13 protein-coding genes are annotated in these 14,186 nt (G+C 45.2%); 10 read left to right on the forward strand and 3 right to left on the reverse strand.

The genetic code is table 11. The annotated features are described in order from the left end of the window. Positions 1-484 precede the first annotated feature (484 nt). From ACJJIE_RS11595 to ACJJIE_RS11620, 6 genes are all read left to right on the forward strand, one after another. Positions 485-1,165 carry a DUF6629 family protein gene (locus tag ACJJIE_RS11595; RefSeq protein WP_444894712.1) on the forward strand — a complete coding sequence of 227 codons (681 nt, stop codon included), beginning with the start codon at positions 485-487 and terminating at the stop codon, positions 1,163-1,165. Between the two features lie 860 nt (positions 1,166-2,025). Then, entirely contained in the window at positions 2,026-2,376 is a 351-nt protein-coding gene (locus ACJJIE_RS11600; RefSeq protein WP_282931609.1) for an SMI1/KNR4 family protein, read from the forward strand. 232 nt (positions 2,377-2,608) lie between these two features. Then, positions 2,609-2,989 (forward strand): VOC family protein, encoded by a 381-nt coding sequence (locus tag ACJJIE_RS11605; RefSeq protein WP_444894713.1) that lies wholly within the window; start codon positions 2,609-2,611, stop codon positions 2,987-2,989. 714 nt (positions 2,990-3,703) lie between these two features. After that, positions 3,704-4,120 (forward strand): DUF4279 domain-containing protein, encoded by a 417-nt coding sequence (locus ACJJIE_RS11610; RefSeq protein WP_282931607.1) that lies wholly within the window; start codon positions 3,704-3,706, stop codon positions 4,118-4,120. Between the two features lie 1,213 nt (positions 4,121-5,333). Next, on the forward strand, positions 5,334-5,840 hold the full coding sequence (locus ACJJIE_RS11615; protein WP_444894714.1) for a hypothetical protein: 507 nt from the start codon (positions 5,334-5,336) through the stop codon (positions 5,838-5,840). 230 nt (positions 5,841-6,070) lie between these two features. Next, entirely contained in the window at positions 6,071-7,144 is a 1,074-nt protein-coding gene (locus ACJJIE_RS11620) for an ABC transporter ATP-binding protein (protein ID WP_444894715.1), read from the forward strand. 6 nt (positions 7,145-7,150) lie between these two features. Here the strand turns inward: ACJJIE_RS11620 and ACJJIE_RS11625 are convergent, their stop codons facing one another. Together ACJJIE_RS11625 and ACJJIE_RS11630 are read right to left on the reverse strand one after the other, a co-directional pair. Next, on the reverse strand, positions 7,151-8,836 hold the full coding sequence (locus tag ACJJIE_RS11625; protein WP_444894716.1) for an ABC transporter permease: 1,686 nt from the start codon (positions 8,834-8,836) through the stop codon (positions 7,151-7,153). 122 nt (positions 8,837-8,958) lie between these two features. Further along, a complete protein-coding gene (locus tag ACJJIE_RS11630; protein ID WP_282931603.1) occupies positions 8,959-9,990 on the reverse strand; it encodes a Fe(3+) ABC transporter substrate-binding protein in 1,032 nt (343 codons plus the stop codon). A 149-nt stretch (positions 9,991-10,139) separates the two neighbouring features. On the opposite strand from ACJJIE_RS11630, the gene ACJJIE_RS11635 reads away from it, so the two are divergent. The 4 genes from ACJJIE_RS11635 to ACJJIE_RS11650 all read left to right on the forward strand — a co-directional run bounded on the left by ACJJIE_RS11635 (position 10,140) and on the right by ACJJIE_RS11650 (position 13,082). Further along, positions 10,140-10,547 carry a hypothetical protein gene (locus tag ACJJIE_RS11635; RefSeq protein WP_444894717.1) on the forward strand — a complete coding sequence of 136 codons (408 nt, stop codon included), beginning with the start codon at positions 10,140-10,142 and terminating at the stop codon, positions 10,545-10,547. 130 nt (positions 10,548-10,677) lie between these two features. Beyond that, a complete protein-coding gene (locus tag ACJJIE_RS11640) occupies positions 10,678-10,944 on the forward strand; it encodes a PepSY domain-containing protein (RefSeq protein WP_282931601.1) in 267 nt (88 codons plus the stop codon). Between the two features lie 237 nt (positions 10,945-11,181). Further along, the gene (locus ACJJIE_RS11645) at positions 11,182-12,627 is read left to right on the forward strand and encodes a coniferyl aldehyde dehydrogenase (RefSeq protein WP_444894718.1); all 1,446 of its coding nucleotides are present in this window, start codon (positions 11,182-11,184) and stop codon (positions 12,625-12,627) included. 149 nt (positions 12,628-12,776) lie between these two features. After that, the gene (locus ACJJIE_RS11650) at positions 12,777-13,082 is read left to right on the forward strand and encodes a hypothetical protein (protein WP_413664728.1); all 306 of its coding nucleotides are present in this window, start codon (positions 12,777-12,779) and stop codon (positions 13,080-13,082) included. 96 nt (positions 13,083-13,178) lie between these two features. Here ACJJIE_RS11650 and ACJJIE_RS11655 read toward each other — a convergent pair whose 3' ends face one another. Further along, a complete protein-coding gene (locus tag ACJJIE_RS11655) occupies positions 13,179-14,177 on the reverse strand; it encodes an AraC family transcriptional regulator (protein ID WP_444894719.1) in 999 nt (332 codons plus the stop codon). Between the last annotated feature and the right edge of the window lie 9 nt (positions 14,178-14,186).

A 14,186-nucleotide genomic window follows, 5' to 3' on the forward strand; every position in this document is an offset into this window, starting at 1 on the left:
GCTCAGCCACTGTTAACCCCCTTGGTCACTCCCAACAACTCCGTTATCACTAGATCATTGCTGAATACCACTTGATACGCGTGATATAGATGACCAGAGAGTACTGATAACTTCGTGAGAGAATTATTACTCCAACACATAACGGTCAATCCTCAGTCTATAGCCACAACAATGGCCAACAATGATAGCTGAATAGAAAGCAGCGATTGGCCCAGCGGTGCCACACTGGCCTGTTATTACCATTCGGGATAGGCTTTACCTACATCACAGACAAACTAGATCTATCTTTATGGATATTTTCGGCTTCACTCATAAGGTAAATTGGCAGTATTGAGCTAAAATAGTCATCAAAGACTAAATCAAACACTTAGTCCAGATCAGCGAGATTCAACTGATTATTTAGATTATGGCTATTGTTATACAGTGCATTAAGTTATAAGACTCTGGCTAAAATCACGATATTTTATATATAGAGAAAATCACAATGTGTTTTTCAGCCACAGCTTCATTCGGATCAGCAACACTGCTTCTTGTCGGCGGAGCTTTATGTACAGCACATGCGATAAAAAATGATAAAACTTATTTATTACTCGCGATCACTCCTATCCTTTTTGCCCTGCAACAAGCGACTGAAGGCGTTGTATGGATTGGGCACAATGAGAATTTATTCACATTGACAGCATTATCTTCCATTTTGTTTTTATTTTTTGCCTTCTTTTTTTGGCTTACCTGGATACCAATCGTAGCCTATAGCCTAGAAACAAAAACATGGAAAAGAGTTTTTTTTATCGCATTGATAATTATAGGCTTTGTTTTCGGCTTATATCTCTGGATACCAGTTCTACTAGAAACAGGACCAAGGCACCTAATACAAACAGATGTATGTGGACATAGCCTTTGCTATAAAGTGTCCGGTGGCGGCTTATTATCCGTTATAGCACGAGATATTATTTATGCCTCACTCGGTGTTTTATTCTTATTGTCCAGCGACCGTCTATTTAGAAAGTTTTGGGCGCTTGTCATGCTATTCGGACTTATCACCTTCTTCACTCAGAAGGAAACATGGGTATCAACTTGGTGTTTCTTTGCTGCGATATCGACTTTATGGATTTATTTTCTAATAATAAACAATCACAAATCAAAGACAAGAAAACAAGTCTCATAACTCTGAGAGGAAAATTAATTTGATTATAAAGATAGGGGTGATATTAACTATTTTTCGCCTGCCATAGATTAAGAATCAAGGAAACTTAATGCCCTTTGTGCTTTCCAAGAATTCCCCTTTATAAACATATGTATCAGATTCACAGATCAAGAGTCTTCTTTGCAGCTTCATGCGAAGCTAGGTGAATACGGCAAGTTAATCGGGAGCCAATTATATCATGAGTCAAAAATCGAAAATGTCATTTCAATTAGATACTACTATATACAGCGACATATATGATTATTTAGAAGAAGCGACACAATGAAGATGGGGACTTTGCGACTTAACCCTTCGGAAAAGTAAATTCTTATATAATTTTTTCAAACAGAGATAGTACCTGTATTTATTAGATGCGTAGAGAGTATACAGAACAAAATTCTTAACTACGCTCCGGCCACAAGTGGCCTCCGCCGGGCAACCAAAATGCGCGTCACTCTGTAGAAGCAATACTTTGCCCATACCAAGATATAAGTTGGGTGGATATTAAGGGCAATTGGTTCAGCTTACTCACTATAAATAGGACAATTATAAGATACAATTAGAGAATCAGTCTTGGTACCGAAAAGCAACATCATCCTCTACATGGATTGGGCCTTCAGACCATAGCTCTGCTGCAACAATACGGCCGCTTCTCATGGTGTTCAAGTAGCAAAAGACCAATGTGTATCTTTGCCTCCTCAGAAATGATCAAATCTTTATCATAAATGATGATTCCAAGTGAATCCTGGTTTAGTTTTCACTGATGAGTGTGCTATTTTTCACTTCGAAATACGATTAAAATATGGGTAAATTTCTCTAAAACCTCGTCAGGTGTGTTGGATATGGGTACTCTCAGGAATCTGGAAAAGAAGTATGATATTGTGCTTCCAAGGAAGTACGTTGAATGGTACAAGCACGGAGGCCATAAAGTTAAAAGCCTCATCGGAACCGACGTAGATTTTCCTAGATTATCTGAATTACAAGTATGGGCTCAGGAGTTATTAGAAGAAGATAATTCTAATTTTAAACTACCGCAAAAAAGCTTTGTATTTCTGATGCATCAAGGTTATCAATTCATGTATTTTGTATGTGATGGAAACGAAAACCCAGCAGTGTGGCACTACTACGAAGGTAATTTGGAGCCTGCAGTAAAGTGGAGGTCATTCAGTGAATACATGCGAGACACTCAGTAAATGTAGCTATGCATGCCCTATGGACTGGACTCATGGCTATACTCTTCGTCCATCCTGTGGACGTTATGCACAAACATACCATGAAGAACGTTCTATCGTTTTTCTTAGTATTCATCCCATTTATCGATCTAGCTCAGTCTTGAGAGAAGTTCTGGCTGGACTTCCATTTCTCAGCTTCGCCTTTGCATTACAGCCCATTCGTTAAATTTTATATAAACTTAAGGATAGAATAATGAAATTAAATCAGGTAACTTTACCCGTATCAAATATGGAAGTAGCGACAGATTTTTATAGACGTATGGGGTTCTTACAAATAGTAGACACGCCTCATTATTCGCGATTTGAGTGCCCTGACGGGGAAGCTAGCTTTTCCCTATCACTTGAAGAAGGAAAATACATAAATGGTTGTGTCATATACTTCGAAAGCAATCAACTTGACAAGCTAGTATCTGATCTAAAAGAAAAGGGTTTCGAATTCGATCAAGAACCAATGGATATGCAGTACCTCTGGAGAGAAGCAATAATTCACGACCCTTCCGGCAACAAAATCAAACTATATTGGGCCGGTAAGAATCGTCTAGATCCGCCTTGGAGAGTAGAGAGAATTGTATAACAATTGTGTTTTTCACCCTATGAGCTGGTGTCACCTCGGAAGACCGCTCGCAGTATGTACATTTTCATAGGAGTTTTATGTGTGCCGGTGTATTTACATACCATGTCTATTGTTAACGCATTGGCAGATACCCTCTTCTAAAAAAGCATATCAAAACCTCTACGTAGCATTGATTCTGCTACAAGTGCTCTTGGCATTTTCCGAATGAAAAAATGTAACTTTTATAGAATTTGTACACTAGCGCCTCTGACTGCCCCTTTTTTATTCTTATTGGTTGACAGTTATTGGTCTATTTCCATTGCGATGTATACATTACTTGGAGCACCATTTTTTCTTCTTTTTGCAGTCTACTTTCTCTATTCAACAAGAAATAAAACCAGTAACGAAATTGAGAGGTATATGCTTAGAGCACCGTTGAAGTTCTCATTTTTCACGGGCAGCATTTGTCTTACCTTCTCATTTGGAGCAACTATTTATAAGAATGGGCCGTATATAGACATGGCTTTTGAAGCAATCGCAGTAACGATATTCTTTATGCTATGTTCAATTATTATAGGCTATTTCTATGTCATTCCTGTATATCTTCTCGGAAAAACTATATTCCACAAATATGAGTAACAATACTTTGTAAGAGAAATCTAGTTTTGCCTACCTTCTCACACAACCATTTAAGCCCAACTACCCCAGAGCATAAGCTAAGCTACTAAGTTGATTATGAAATTTGTAGACGATTATCCAACATGCGACGAAACTTATATAACTCTAAGAATATACTGCGGAGAAATATCACCTGACGTGGTAACAGAAATACTTGGTATTAAAGCATCAGATAAAATCTACAAGGGAAAAACTGTAAATGGCCGTAAAAGACCTGCAATTTTAAACGGTTGGTTTCTAACAAGTGAGGGTAAAGTTGATTCACTAGATTCTCGAGCACACCTTCACTGGCTATTCAGGCTAATAGACGGAAAAGAAAGCCCTTTAAACCAAGTCACCAAGTTGGTTGATAACGTATATATTAGCTGCTACTGGCGTTCCAAAAGTGGGCACGGTGGGCCAAAATTAGATACAGAACAGATGGAAAAATTAGTAAAATACGGCCTTAATATTGAATACGACGTGTACATTTAAAAGCAGGTGCACATCTCCCCTAGCTTCAAGCATTAAGCGCAACCCTTTTACACTGCAAGCAGATCATTTTACAGCCCCATGAAAAACTCATTCGGTGACTTTCCATCTCGACTCGCTCTTGGTCTACTATTCAGCCAATCCATTAAAGATTGAATTTGCTCGTCTATTATTTTATTACGGTCGGTATCCCTTGGGAAATACTTTCGAATGTGGCCGTTATCATTTAAATTAGTCACTCTCGCAGGATGAATATAGATGTGTAAAAAATATCAGCCTCTAAACCTTTTACGATCGTTTCATGATCAGCGAATTCAAGACCATTATCGAATAGTAATTTTTATGATTTTATCTTTGCTCACTCTACTTTTAATCTTTCCGCGTCAATCATACTTACTGTAGCGCTTACTGCGGGGCTTTGATGCATTCCTAAAGTGCTTGTATAAGCCTCCACCATTTGCCTGATCTAAATAAATTATTTTGTAGATCGTATCATCATGGAGTGATACACCCATATATTTTTTAAATAGCTTACAGTCTGCTGAGACTTAATTCTTTCCGAGTTTGGATATCTATTGGTTGCTACACAGCATCGGTTACTTTTTACGCGTTATATGCTTTCTGGCGTCTTAGCTTCGAGAGCTTATATGCTTAGATATCATCGCATGCCTATATTCTGTCGCAGCTCTCGGCCGATTGTTAAGGGGTGTACCTCTTACACTTTTGCTATTGCTTTTTGAGAGTGTCCTCCGTCTGGAATCGTTCATTCTCGCTCAGCTGGTAGTAGTTCATCAGTGCCTTTCTCTTGGCCGGGAGAGGCTCCCTACCAACTTAGCCCTTACCAATTGCGCTTATTATCCGAAACCAAGATTTTAACCCCACCCATAGTTTGTTAATATGCACCACAATACATACTATTCTCAAGGCGTAACGATGAAACAGCTTAAGTTAAGTGTCTAGATTTAACAGGTATTAACATGGTTTCCACAAGTTAGCCTAAAACTCTATTTTGGATAAAAACAGTAAAGCTATGAAAATTTTCAAGTATTGGGAAGCATGGTGAGCACATTACATAGAGACCAAAAAACTGTAAATTTATACTTATTCCAGACCTTATTTTGGTTCACCACTTTCACAATTAAATTTAAGTTCTACAAATATCGTTGCGGGGGCATTAAGCCCATATCAATATTAACTTAACAGCCAAGAGAAACACATGAAAAAACTGATACTCTTACCTGTACTTATTCTATTATCAACTTTTGCTCGAGCTGAGGAGGAAAAGCTAGTAAGTGGCATTGATATGTTTTCAATGATTCAGATAGAGCAAACAAAACCAATATTTGACTACTGCAAAGAAAACGTTCCAGATAAGAAGGTTGAGATTGAATCTTCTTTTTCGCACTTCTCTAAAATTTCCAGGGAAGCGATATTACTACTCATGGAAGAAGAACATTTTAATTCTGATGAACTAAAAAAACCTAGCATCCCCGAAAGCCAAGCCTTACAAACCAGGGAAATGATATCTAAACTTGGCGAGAATATGCTGGTTCAAATTAAGGATAAGAATCCCGAGGTATTTTGCAGCAACATAGTGAAAATGATGCAAGGCCATACCGTAGAATCATACAAACTCAAGCTTCAGCCACAATTGAAGCAATATTTACATAGAATAGAATTAAGTAAGACTGAAAATCCTATGGGAATTCAGCATAAGGATTAATCATTGTAAATTTACAGTGAGTATTGAAGGAGACTCTGAGCAACTCCGTAATGGCTCTGCGAACCCTGAAGGCGGCAACGCAGCAGTTTTGCCCTTCGGGGTTTGCAGAGTTATTCAGTGGCTCCTTAGCTATATCTTCCCCTCTGGCACTGTTAAAATTAGCTTCTGATAACTCAAATTAGGTATTATCTGGTTACTGATTCCATCTTTAGCTCTGAAGATTATTTGAAGTGTCGAAAAAGCAAACTACCGGAAATCCCGTGCACCCCATACTCTCTATAGAAAATCTACAGTGCCGCTACGGTGAGCAGGTAGTTATCGAATCAGTTTCCTTTGCCTTACAGGCGGGGGAAATTGCCTGTTTGTTGGGTCCCAGCGGCTGTGGCAAGACAACGCTGCTGCACGCCATCGCTGGTTTTCAGCCGGTCGCAGCGGGGAGTATCCAGTTATCCGGGGAAGTGATTTCCTCCCGTGAGAAACAGATTCCCGCAGAGCAACGGAAAATTGGGGTGGTATTTCAGGACTACGCCCTCTTCCCACATCTTACCGTTGAACAGAATATTGCCTTCGGTATCCAGTCAATGCCGAAAAGCAAGCGGCTATCCCGCACCCAGTCTTTACTAAAGTTAGTGCGCCTGGAAGGCTTCGGGCAACAGTACCCACATCAGCTCTCTGGCGGTCAGCAGCAGCGTGTCGCTCTGGCTCGGGCACTGGCACCGCGCCCCAAGCTGTTACTTTTGGATGAGCCCTTCTCCAACCTGGATACCGAGTTGCGCCGCAGTCTCGCCGCCGAAGTCCGCCATATACTGCGCGAAGAGAAGATCCCAGCGATTATTGTTACCCACGACCGCCACGAGGCCTTTATTGCCGGAGATAAGCTGGGAGTGCTCAGCCAAGGCCAATTACAGCAGTGGGACAGCCCACAGGACACTTATCAAACACCTAGAAATTTGGCAGTAGCAAGGATTGTCAGTGAAGGGAATATCATTTCCGGTACTGTTGTGGGCAATGGCCTGATCAGTACCCCTCTGGGGGAAGTGAAGGTGCCGACAGCTGCATACGAAAGTGGAGATCAGCTCGAACTGTTTGTGCGCAGTGAGGATATTGCCGCAGGCGAACATCCCGGTGCTGTGATGGCTCAGGTTGTGGAAAAGAATTTTCTCGGCAACCAGGTGAGCTATCGCTTTCAGTTAGCTGCAGGGGAAACTGTCGAGGCCGCTTTGAATGCAGATATTCAAGCCGCTCCCGGTGATAAACTTCCCCTGCACCTTTCCTCTGCTCTGGTGTTTGACCAAGCCCGATAAAAGCTATCAGGACAGGGCGGGCGCTTCTGAGTCCGCCACGGCTGTGCGCTCCTCACCTCTGCGCCAACCAATGGAACGGCTTAGTAAAATCACCGGTATCAATCCCACCAGGACAATCAATAAAGCCCCTAGAGCCGAGCGCTCCAGCATCTCATCGGAAGCGAACTGATAAACATAAGTCGCCAGGGTGTCAAAGCCAAAGGGGCGCAGTAACAAAGTCGCCGGCAGTTCTTTCATACAATCCACAAAGACCACCAAGCCACCCGTTAGTAGACCTGTACGCACCAAAGGTAGATGTACAGCCCACAGGGTTTGCCAGCTATTGCGTCCCAGGGAGCGGGCAGCGCGATCCATTGAAGGGGTTACTTTCTCCAGGCTGGATTCTATGGCCCCTGTGGACACTGCCAGGAAGCGCACCGTGTAGGCAAAAATAATGGCGAAAATACTGCCGCTTAACAGCAGCCCTATGGAGATATCAAAGTGTTCACGTAAAAAACCATCCACCGCATTATCAAAAGCGGCCAGGGGAATCAGGACACCAATCGCCAGTACTGCCCCGGGCATTGCATAACCCAGCTTGGAAAAGCCGACCAAGAGCCGCACAGATCTTTTGGGTTGCAGCCGCTTACCGTAAGCCAACAGTAAGCCCAGCAGTACAGAGACCAGTGCCGCTGCGATTGACAGCAACAAGCTATTGCTGGCGATCTGTATAAAATCCTCGCTCCAATAGCTGGAGAAATTACTGAGTGCGTAACTTCCCAGAACCAGCAGGGGAATAATAAAACCGGCCACCAACAGTAATCCGCAGAACAACAGGGCTACACCGGATCGCCAGCCGCGTAATATATAGCGTTCACGCTGGGAATTTGGCGATTGTACAAAGTGCTTCTGTCTCGCCCGCCCCATTCGCTCCAGCGTAATTAACAGAACAACAAAAATCAGAGTGCTACAGGCAATTTGCGCCGCGCCTCCTAAATTGCCGTGGCTCAACCAGGTATCGTAAATCCCGACACTCAAGGTGCGTACGGCAAAGAAGTCCACAGTGCCGAAGTCATTCAGGGTTTCCATCAACACCAGTGATAAACCCACCGCAATTGCCGGGCGTGCCATTGGCAGGGATACGCGCAAGAAGCTCTGCCAAGGCGTACAGCCCAATGACCGGCTCGCGGCACGTATACTGCCGCACTGCTCGATAAAGGCTGCCCGAGCGAGCATATAAACATAAGGGAAGAGCACCAGTGACAGCATGGCAATCGCCCCACCCATGCTACGGATCTCCGGGAACCAGTAATCCCTGGCTGTCTGCCAACCGAACCAGGCGCGCAGGGACTTTTGCACAGGGCCCGCATATTCCAGCAAGTCCGTGTAAACGTAGGCAATCACATAGGCGGGAACAGCAAACGGCAATAACAGCCCCCACTCAAACAAACGACGCCCGGGGAACTGGCACATGCTCACCAGCCAGGCACTGCCCACGCCTGTTATCAGTGTTACCAAACCGACACCGCCAGCCAGAATCAATGTGGAGGACACATAGTGAAACAACACCGTGTCCACCAGGTGCGGCCAGATATTTTCTTCAGGGAAAAATGCCAACCAAAAAATGGATAGCACTGGCAGAGCTACCAGAAGGGAGATAGTAGCTACCAGTAGCAGCCAGCGGGAAGCTGATAAGTTGGCTCGGTTTAGCATGGATTAAGGAATCAAAAGCTCATTATAAAAGAACGGCCCTGGTCTCTCGACAGGGCCGTTCGAATAAGGCTGAGATAGTGCTGCCAATTTACTCGGCAGCAATTCCCATTCAGTTAACCATTCTAAAAGTCAAAGCGTACTTCATCAACCATACGGGAAGCCGCTGGAACGTAGGAACCGATCTCCGTGAGACTCAGATCGTCTTCCTTAAACTCACCCATATACTCCTTAATCAACTCAGAGCGGGCAGTGCCAGGGCGTACCGGGAATTCAAAGTTTTTCTCGGCGTAAGAGTATTGAGCATCGGCGCCGCTGAGGAATTCCAGCAGTTTAACGGCATTTTCACGGTTGGGGGCATGCTTGGTCAGCGCCGCACCGGAAATAAACATATGGGTACCGCGATCTTTCTGGTTAGGGAAGACCAGGTTTACAGACTTGGCCCAATCAACCTGCTCCGGCTGCTCCTTATTGGTAATCATTTTACCGAAGTAGTAGCTGTTACCCAGGGAAAGGTCGCAGACACCTTCGCTAATAGCTTTAACCTGAGCGCGGTCATTACCCTGGGGCTTACGCGCCAGATTCGCTTTCACACCTTGCAGCCACTCTTTGGTTTCTGCTTCACCGTGATGGGCGATCATGGAGGCGATCAGGGACAAGGTATAGGGGTGCTTGCCGCTACGAGTACAAATTCGGCCCTTCCACTTAGGGTCTACCAACTCTTCGTAGCGAGTAATTTCACCGGGCTTAACGCGGTCTTTGGAGGCGTAGATCAAACGCGCCCGGGTGGTCAGGCCGAACCAGTTGCCGGCCTTATCGCGAAATTGTGATGGGATATTGTCTTCCAGGATTTCACTGCTTACCGGTTGGGTCAGCTGCTTATTAAGCAGATCCATCAGGCTGCTGGTATTGGAAGTCAGGACCAGGTCAGCGGGGCTGTTGCGCCCTTCCCTTTGCAAACGCTCGTTCAAGCCTTTGCTGGCGTAGACCACTTTGGCCTCAATACCGGTTTTTTCGGTGAACTCCTTTAAGATCGGCTCTATAAGGAAAGGCTGTCGGTAAGAGTAGATATTTACCTGCTCGGCCGCACTGGCACCCACAGCACCCAACAAGCCGGCTACAGCCAGCACTTTTTGAAATAGAGCTCTGGTAGACATTATCGTAGATCACCCTTGGATTAAACGAGAAACATTCTCATTTGATTTAATGGCAATGTCAATAAAAATACATATGACCTAAGGCGATAAGGCAAAGTCGTCAATTTCCTCCTATGCTTAGGCTTGATACCGCCACCCATAGAGGTCCTATGTACCGCTTTGGCCCTTTAATAGCACTGATCTTTGTCCTCTGCAGCTGTGGGGGCCCGAAGGACTCCAAGTCACCTGCAACCCCTCCTGCAGATGAGTCGGCTACCAGCGCCATGAAGGAGCCCATTGCCCCACCGGGCAATGGAGCGGAAGCGGAAAAGAAAGCTGCAGCTATATGCACCCCGGAATGGTTTGCCTGGGTTCAACAGCAAGTGCTTGCCCAGCAAAATGGCGATATGGCGAAACTATACCCGTCCGGTATGCCGACTACCGGTAGTGAGGAGTGGTTCACAGCCATCACCCGGCTCAGCGGAGCCAATACCAACGGTCTCAAACCCGGAGGAATGGAGTGGTGCGAGGCTATCCAGAAGCATCTTACCGAGGGCAGTCCACAAAACCCGTTATAAGTGCCTGGAGACCAAACGCAGACGCATCAGTTTTTATTTTACAGTTTGGAAATACCGATCGCTCGGTTAAGGGAAGATTTGATTCATAGGATACTGCGATTTAGCAAATAGACAGCGAGGTAATAGCACCATGCAGCCTATCAGCAAGTTGTTGCTGGCCTTTATCGCCGCAACAGCACTACCCTATGCACTCGCCAAAGAAAAGCCCCCACCCGGAGCTATGGCCCTTTCCACCGTATTGACCAAATTGGAACAGCAGGGCTACACCCCAATTGTTGAGGTCGATCTGGACAAGGGTAAGTGGAAGATTGAAGCCTATAAGGGTGACCAAAAGTACGACTTGCACGTAGACCCCAACTCTGCGGAAGTTTTGTCGGAAAAACCGGACAACGATTAAGGATTAGCGTCCTCATTCCGAGCTATCCTGCCAGGGCCGGCTGCCAAAGCCGGCCCTAACCTATTCTGCTTGAACATTGTGATGCAATCCGCGCCATAAATTGCGATGGCAAAACAAACTTGGCCATACCCCGGATAAAATTTGTTATCCGATCATCAAAGGAATTTACCGGATTGGTCAATCACTCCGATTCAATTTCGTTTAGTCTTTCTGAGATCAACGCCACAGGATAATAAAATGACAACACAAACCCTGACCCGGCAGGATGCAGACAAAGCGGTACTGCAAAACACTCTGGACAAACAGCGCAGTGCCTACCTGGCCAACCCGGCTCCCAGCTATCAGCAACGTGTGCAGGATCTTAGAACCCTTGCCCAGCTCCTGCGTGAACAGCAGGAGCCGATTATCCAGGCGATCAGAAACGACTACGGCAATCGAGCCAGGGAAGAGATACTGCTCTACGATATCTACCCAGCGCTCTCCGGTATTAAAGAGGCTATCAAGCGCTTAAAGAAGTGGATGAAACCCAGAGGGCGCCATACAGATTTTAAATCCTATCCCCTCTCTAAAAATCGTGTGGTCCCACAACCTCTGGGGGTAATTGGCGTCATAGTGCCGTGGAACTTCCCAATAAACTTAAGCTTTTCACCACTGACCAATATTTTCGCCGCAGGCAATCAGGCGATGGTCAAGATGTCCACCAATTCCAAGCACCTTGCAGAATTACTCAGTAAAGTCTGTGAACAATACTTCCCAGAAGAAAAGCTGGTTTTTATTCCCGATGCCGATGAAATAGGCCCGGTGTTTTCCAGCCTTAAATTCGATCACTTAATTTTTACCGGATCCAGTAATACAGGCCGTGCAGTAATGCGCTCCGCCGCAGAAAACCTGACTCCAGTCACATTGGAGCTTGGTGGTAAATCACCGGCAATTGTTGGCCCGGATTACCCGGTTAAGAAAGCCGCCGAGCAGCTAATTTACTGGAAGCTGGTAAACGCCGGGCAGATCTGTGTCAACGTGGATTATCTTTTCTTGCCGGAGGAGCATCTTGAAGAGTTTATCGAGCACGCAAAACATTATGTTCAGAAGCGCTACCCCGACTTAGATGGCCAGGATTACACTTCTATTATCGACGACACATCTTACCAGCGAATCTGGGCAACCCTGGATGACGCCAAGGCTAAGGGTGCTAATGCCATAGATTTAAGTGCTGGCAAATTGGATAGGGACAATAAACTGCGAAAATTTCCCCCACATATCCTGAGCAACGTAGACGGCGAGATGCTGGCAATGCAGCGTGAGATTTTTGGCCCTCTATTGCCGATTATCACTTACTCCAAGCCAGAGGAAGTTATTGATTATATTAATGCTCGCCCTAGACCCCTGGCAATTTACCCTTACACTCACGACAAAACCTTACAAGATTTATATATCAACAAAGTAATGTCCGGAGGCGTATCGGTAAATAATTGTGTACTGCACGTTGGCCAGCACGATATTCCATTTGGCGGCGTTGGTGAAAGCGGTATGGGTCACTACCATGGCTACGAGGGATTTCTGACCTTCTCTAAACTTCGCCCCATCTTCTATCAGGGCCCAATCGATCTATTAAAATTACTGCGGCCTCCCTATGGCAAACTCTCAACTCGTGTTATCGACTTTATGCTAAAACTTACCCGCTAGTATTTTTATGGCCCGGCTACATCCTGTAGCCGGGCCATCCGCTGCTATAATCGCGCTCAGGTAAGACCGAAATCACTACAGCCCGCTGGCACTGCGATAATCCCTAGTCCAAACTAAAACTATGGCTTGTTAGCAGTTTGGAGCCGTAGATGATTTTTCTTACCGCCATAGCTTTAGTTGGCAATCTCACTAACCCAATCCCCCCCGGCCTCGATCCCAATAAACCCGCCCCCATCTACGACAGCCCCGACCTTTACGGAGCAGAACCCTCGGTCATTGCCTTGGACTTATCCACTATTAAAGCGAAACTGCATGGTCTAGGGTTCAACCCCATCACACATATCGAATTTGTAGGCGGCAGATGGAAAATCCAGGCGGTCTACGGAGGAGAATTGAGGGCTCTGGAAGTGAATCCGGACAACGGAATAATTATTGCTGACCGACCAGCCAATTAATCGCTGTTAAAATGTTAAAACCAAACTTCCTGGTTCAAATTGGTCACAAAAATTTACAGTGATATGCAAACATTGGTATTTAACTAAGGGATCTATTCAGTGAATAGAGTCCCGGTATTGCAATGGTGTCATTCCTTTCCAGCCCCGGTAGGCTCGAATAAATGAATTGGGCTCTTTAAATCCCAGCATAAAAGAAATTTCCCCTAGATGAAGGCTGGATTTGGCGAGGTAGTGATCAGCCAAACTTGATCTAACTCCCTGCAATACTGTCTGGAAGGATTGATTTTCCTCCCCCAGTTTCCGCTGCAAAGTCCTTTTACTGATAGCCAAGCGTTCAGACACCGCTTCGACAGAACTCTCACCGGCCGGTAGTAACTCCATCAATACTGAACCTACCCGCTCTCCCATTGTGGCTTCGCTATCCAGATCCTTGAGCTGTTGACTCAATTTACCTTCAAAGAAATCCCACATAGGGGCATTGGCAGTCAGAAATGGCTTTTGTGCATCTTGCGCTGAGAAACAAATTCTCACCCGGTCTGACTGCTTAATTGAACAACCAAAAAACTCCCGATACGGCGTTTGATCTTCAGGCAGCTGCGGTAGTGCCAATTCCAATGGTTGAATTTCCTCCCGGGTTCCCAACCGAGCCAGGCGGATATAGAAAATTAATTCGCTCAGACCCAAAGCTTCAGGGATATTCCCATCACTTCCATAGCACTCTAAATTGAGCTTGGTGTACTCATCAGTAATATCCAAGTGCAATTCCATGGGACCGATCAGTGGTTTGTATTGCTGTATCCGCAGTAGAGCTTGATTCAGATTTGCACTGCACAGGCTCGCAAATATGGGAGGGTCAAACGACTCAGCCGAAAGGTGCTCCGCCAGTAAAAGTGGTAATGGCCGATCCTTAGAGGCCCGATCAATACCACACCAAAAACGGAAATATTCCACCGGAGAGAGTGTCACAGCCTCCCGCTGTAACAGATCCGCAGGTAACCCGGCATAGGCAAAAGCCAGCGCTGTATCGATATTCATATCGTGTAATATCAACTTCCAGCTGGGAGGTACCAGGAATTTCGCTGCACGTTTGATCATTACCGGACC

The sequence above is a fragment of the Microbulbifer maximicatervae (SeqCode) genome, assembly GCF_052467325.1.

Excerpts from the sequence above, each read along its gene's own strand:
- ACJJIE_RS11655 (WP_444894719.1), bottom strand. The coding sequence starts at position 14,177 with ATGATCAAACGTGCAGCGAAATTCCTGGTACCTCCCAGCTGGAAGTTG.
- ACJJIE_RS11630 (WP_282931603.1), bottom strand. The coding sequence starts at position 9,990 with ATGTCTACCAGAGCTCTATTTCAAAAAGTGCTGGCTGTAGCCGGCTTG.
- ACJJIE_RS11615 (WP_444894714.1), top strand. The coding sequence starts at position 5,334 with ATGAAAAAACTGATACTCTTACCTGTACTTATTCTATTATCAACTTTT.
- ACJJIE_RS11625 (WP_444894716.1), bottom strand. The coding sequence starts at position 8,836 with ATGCTAAACCGAGCCAACTTATCAGCTTCCCGCTGGCTGCTACTGGTA.
- ACJJIE_RS11610 (WP_282931607.1), top strand. The coding sequence starts at position 3,704 with ATGAAATTTGTAGACGATTATCCAACATGCGACGAAACTTATATAACT.
- ACJJIE_RS11650 (WP_413664728.1), top strand. The coding sequence starts at position 12,777 with ATGATTTTTCTTACCGCCATAGCTTTAGTTGGCAATCTCACTAACCCA.
- ACJJIE_RS11635 (WP_444894717.1), top strand. The coding sequence starts at position 10,140 with ATGTACCGCTTTGGCCCTTTAATAGCACTGATCTTTGTCCTCTGCAGC.
- ACJJIE_RS11645 (WP_444894718.1), top strand. The coding sequence starts at position 11,182 with ATGACAACACAAACCCTGACCCGGCAGGATGCAGACAAAGCGGTACTG.
- ACJJIE_RS11595 (WP_444894712.1), top strand. The coding sequence starts at position 485 with ATGTGTTTTTCAGCCACAGCTTCATTCGGATCAGCAACACTGCTTCTT.
- ACJJIE_RS11605 (WP_444894713.1), top strand. The coding sequence starts at position 2,609 with ATGAAATTAAATCAGGTAACTTTACCCGTATCAAATATGGAAGTAGCG.
- ACJJIE_RS11640 (WP_282931601.1), top strand. The coding sequence starts at position 10,678 with ATGCAGCCTATCAGCAAGTTGTTGCTGGCCTTTATCGCCGCAACAGCA.
- ACJJIE_RS11600 (WP_282931609.1), top strand. The coding sequence starts at position 2,026 with ATGGGTACTCTCAGGAATCTGGAAAAGAAGTATGATATTGTGCTTCCA.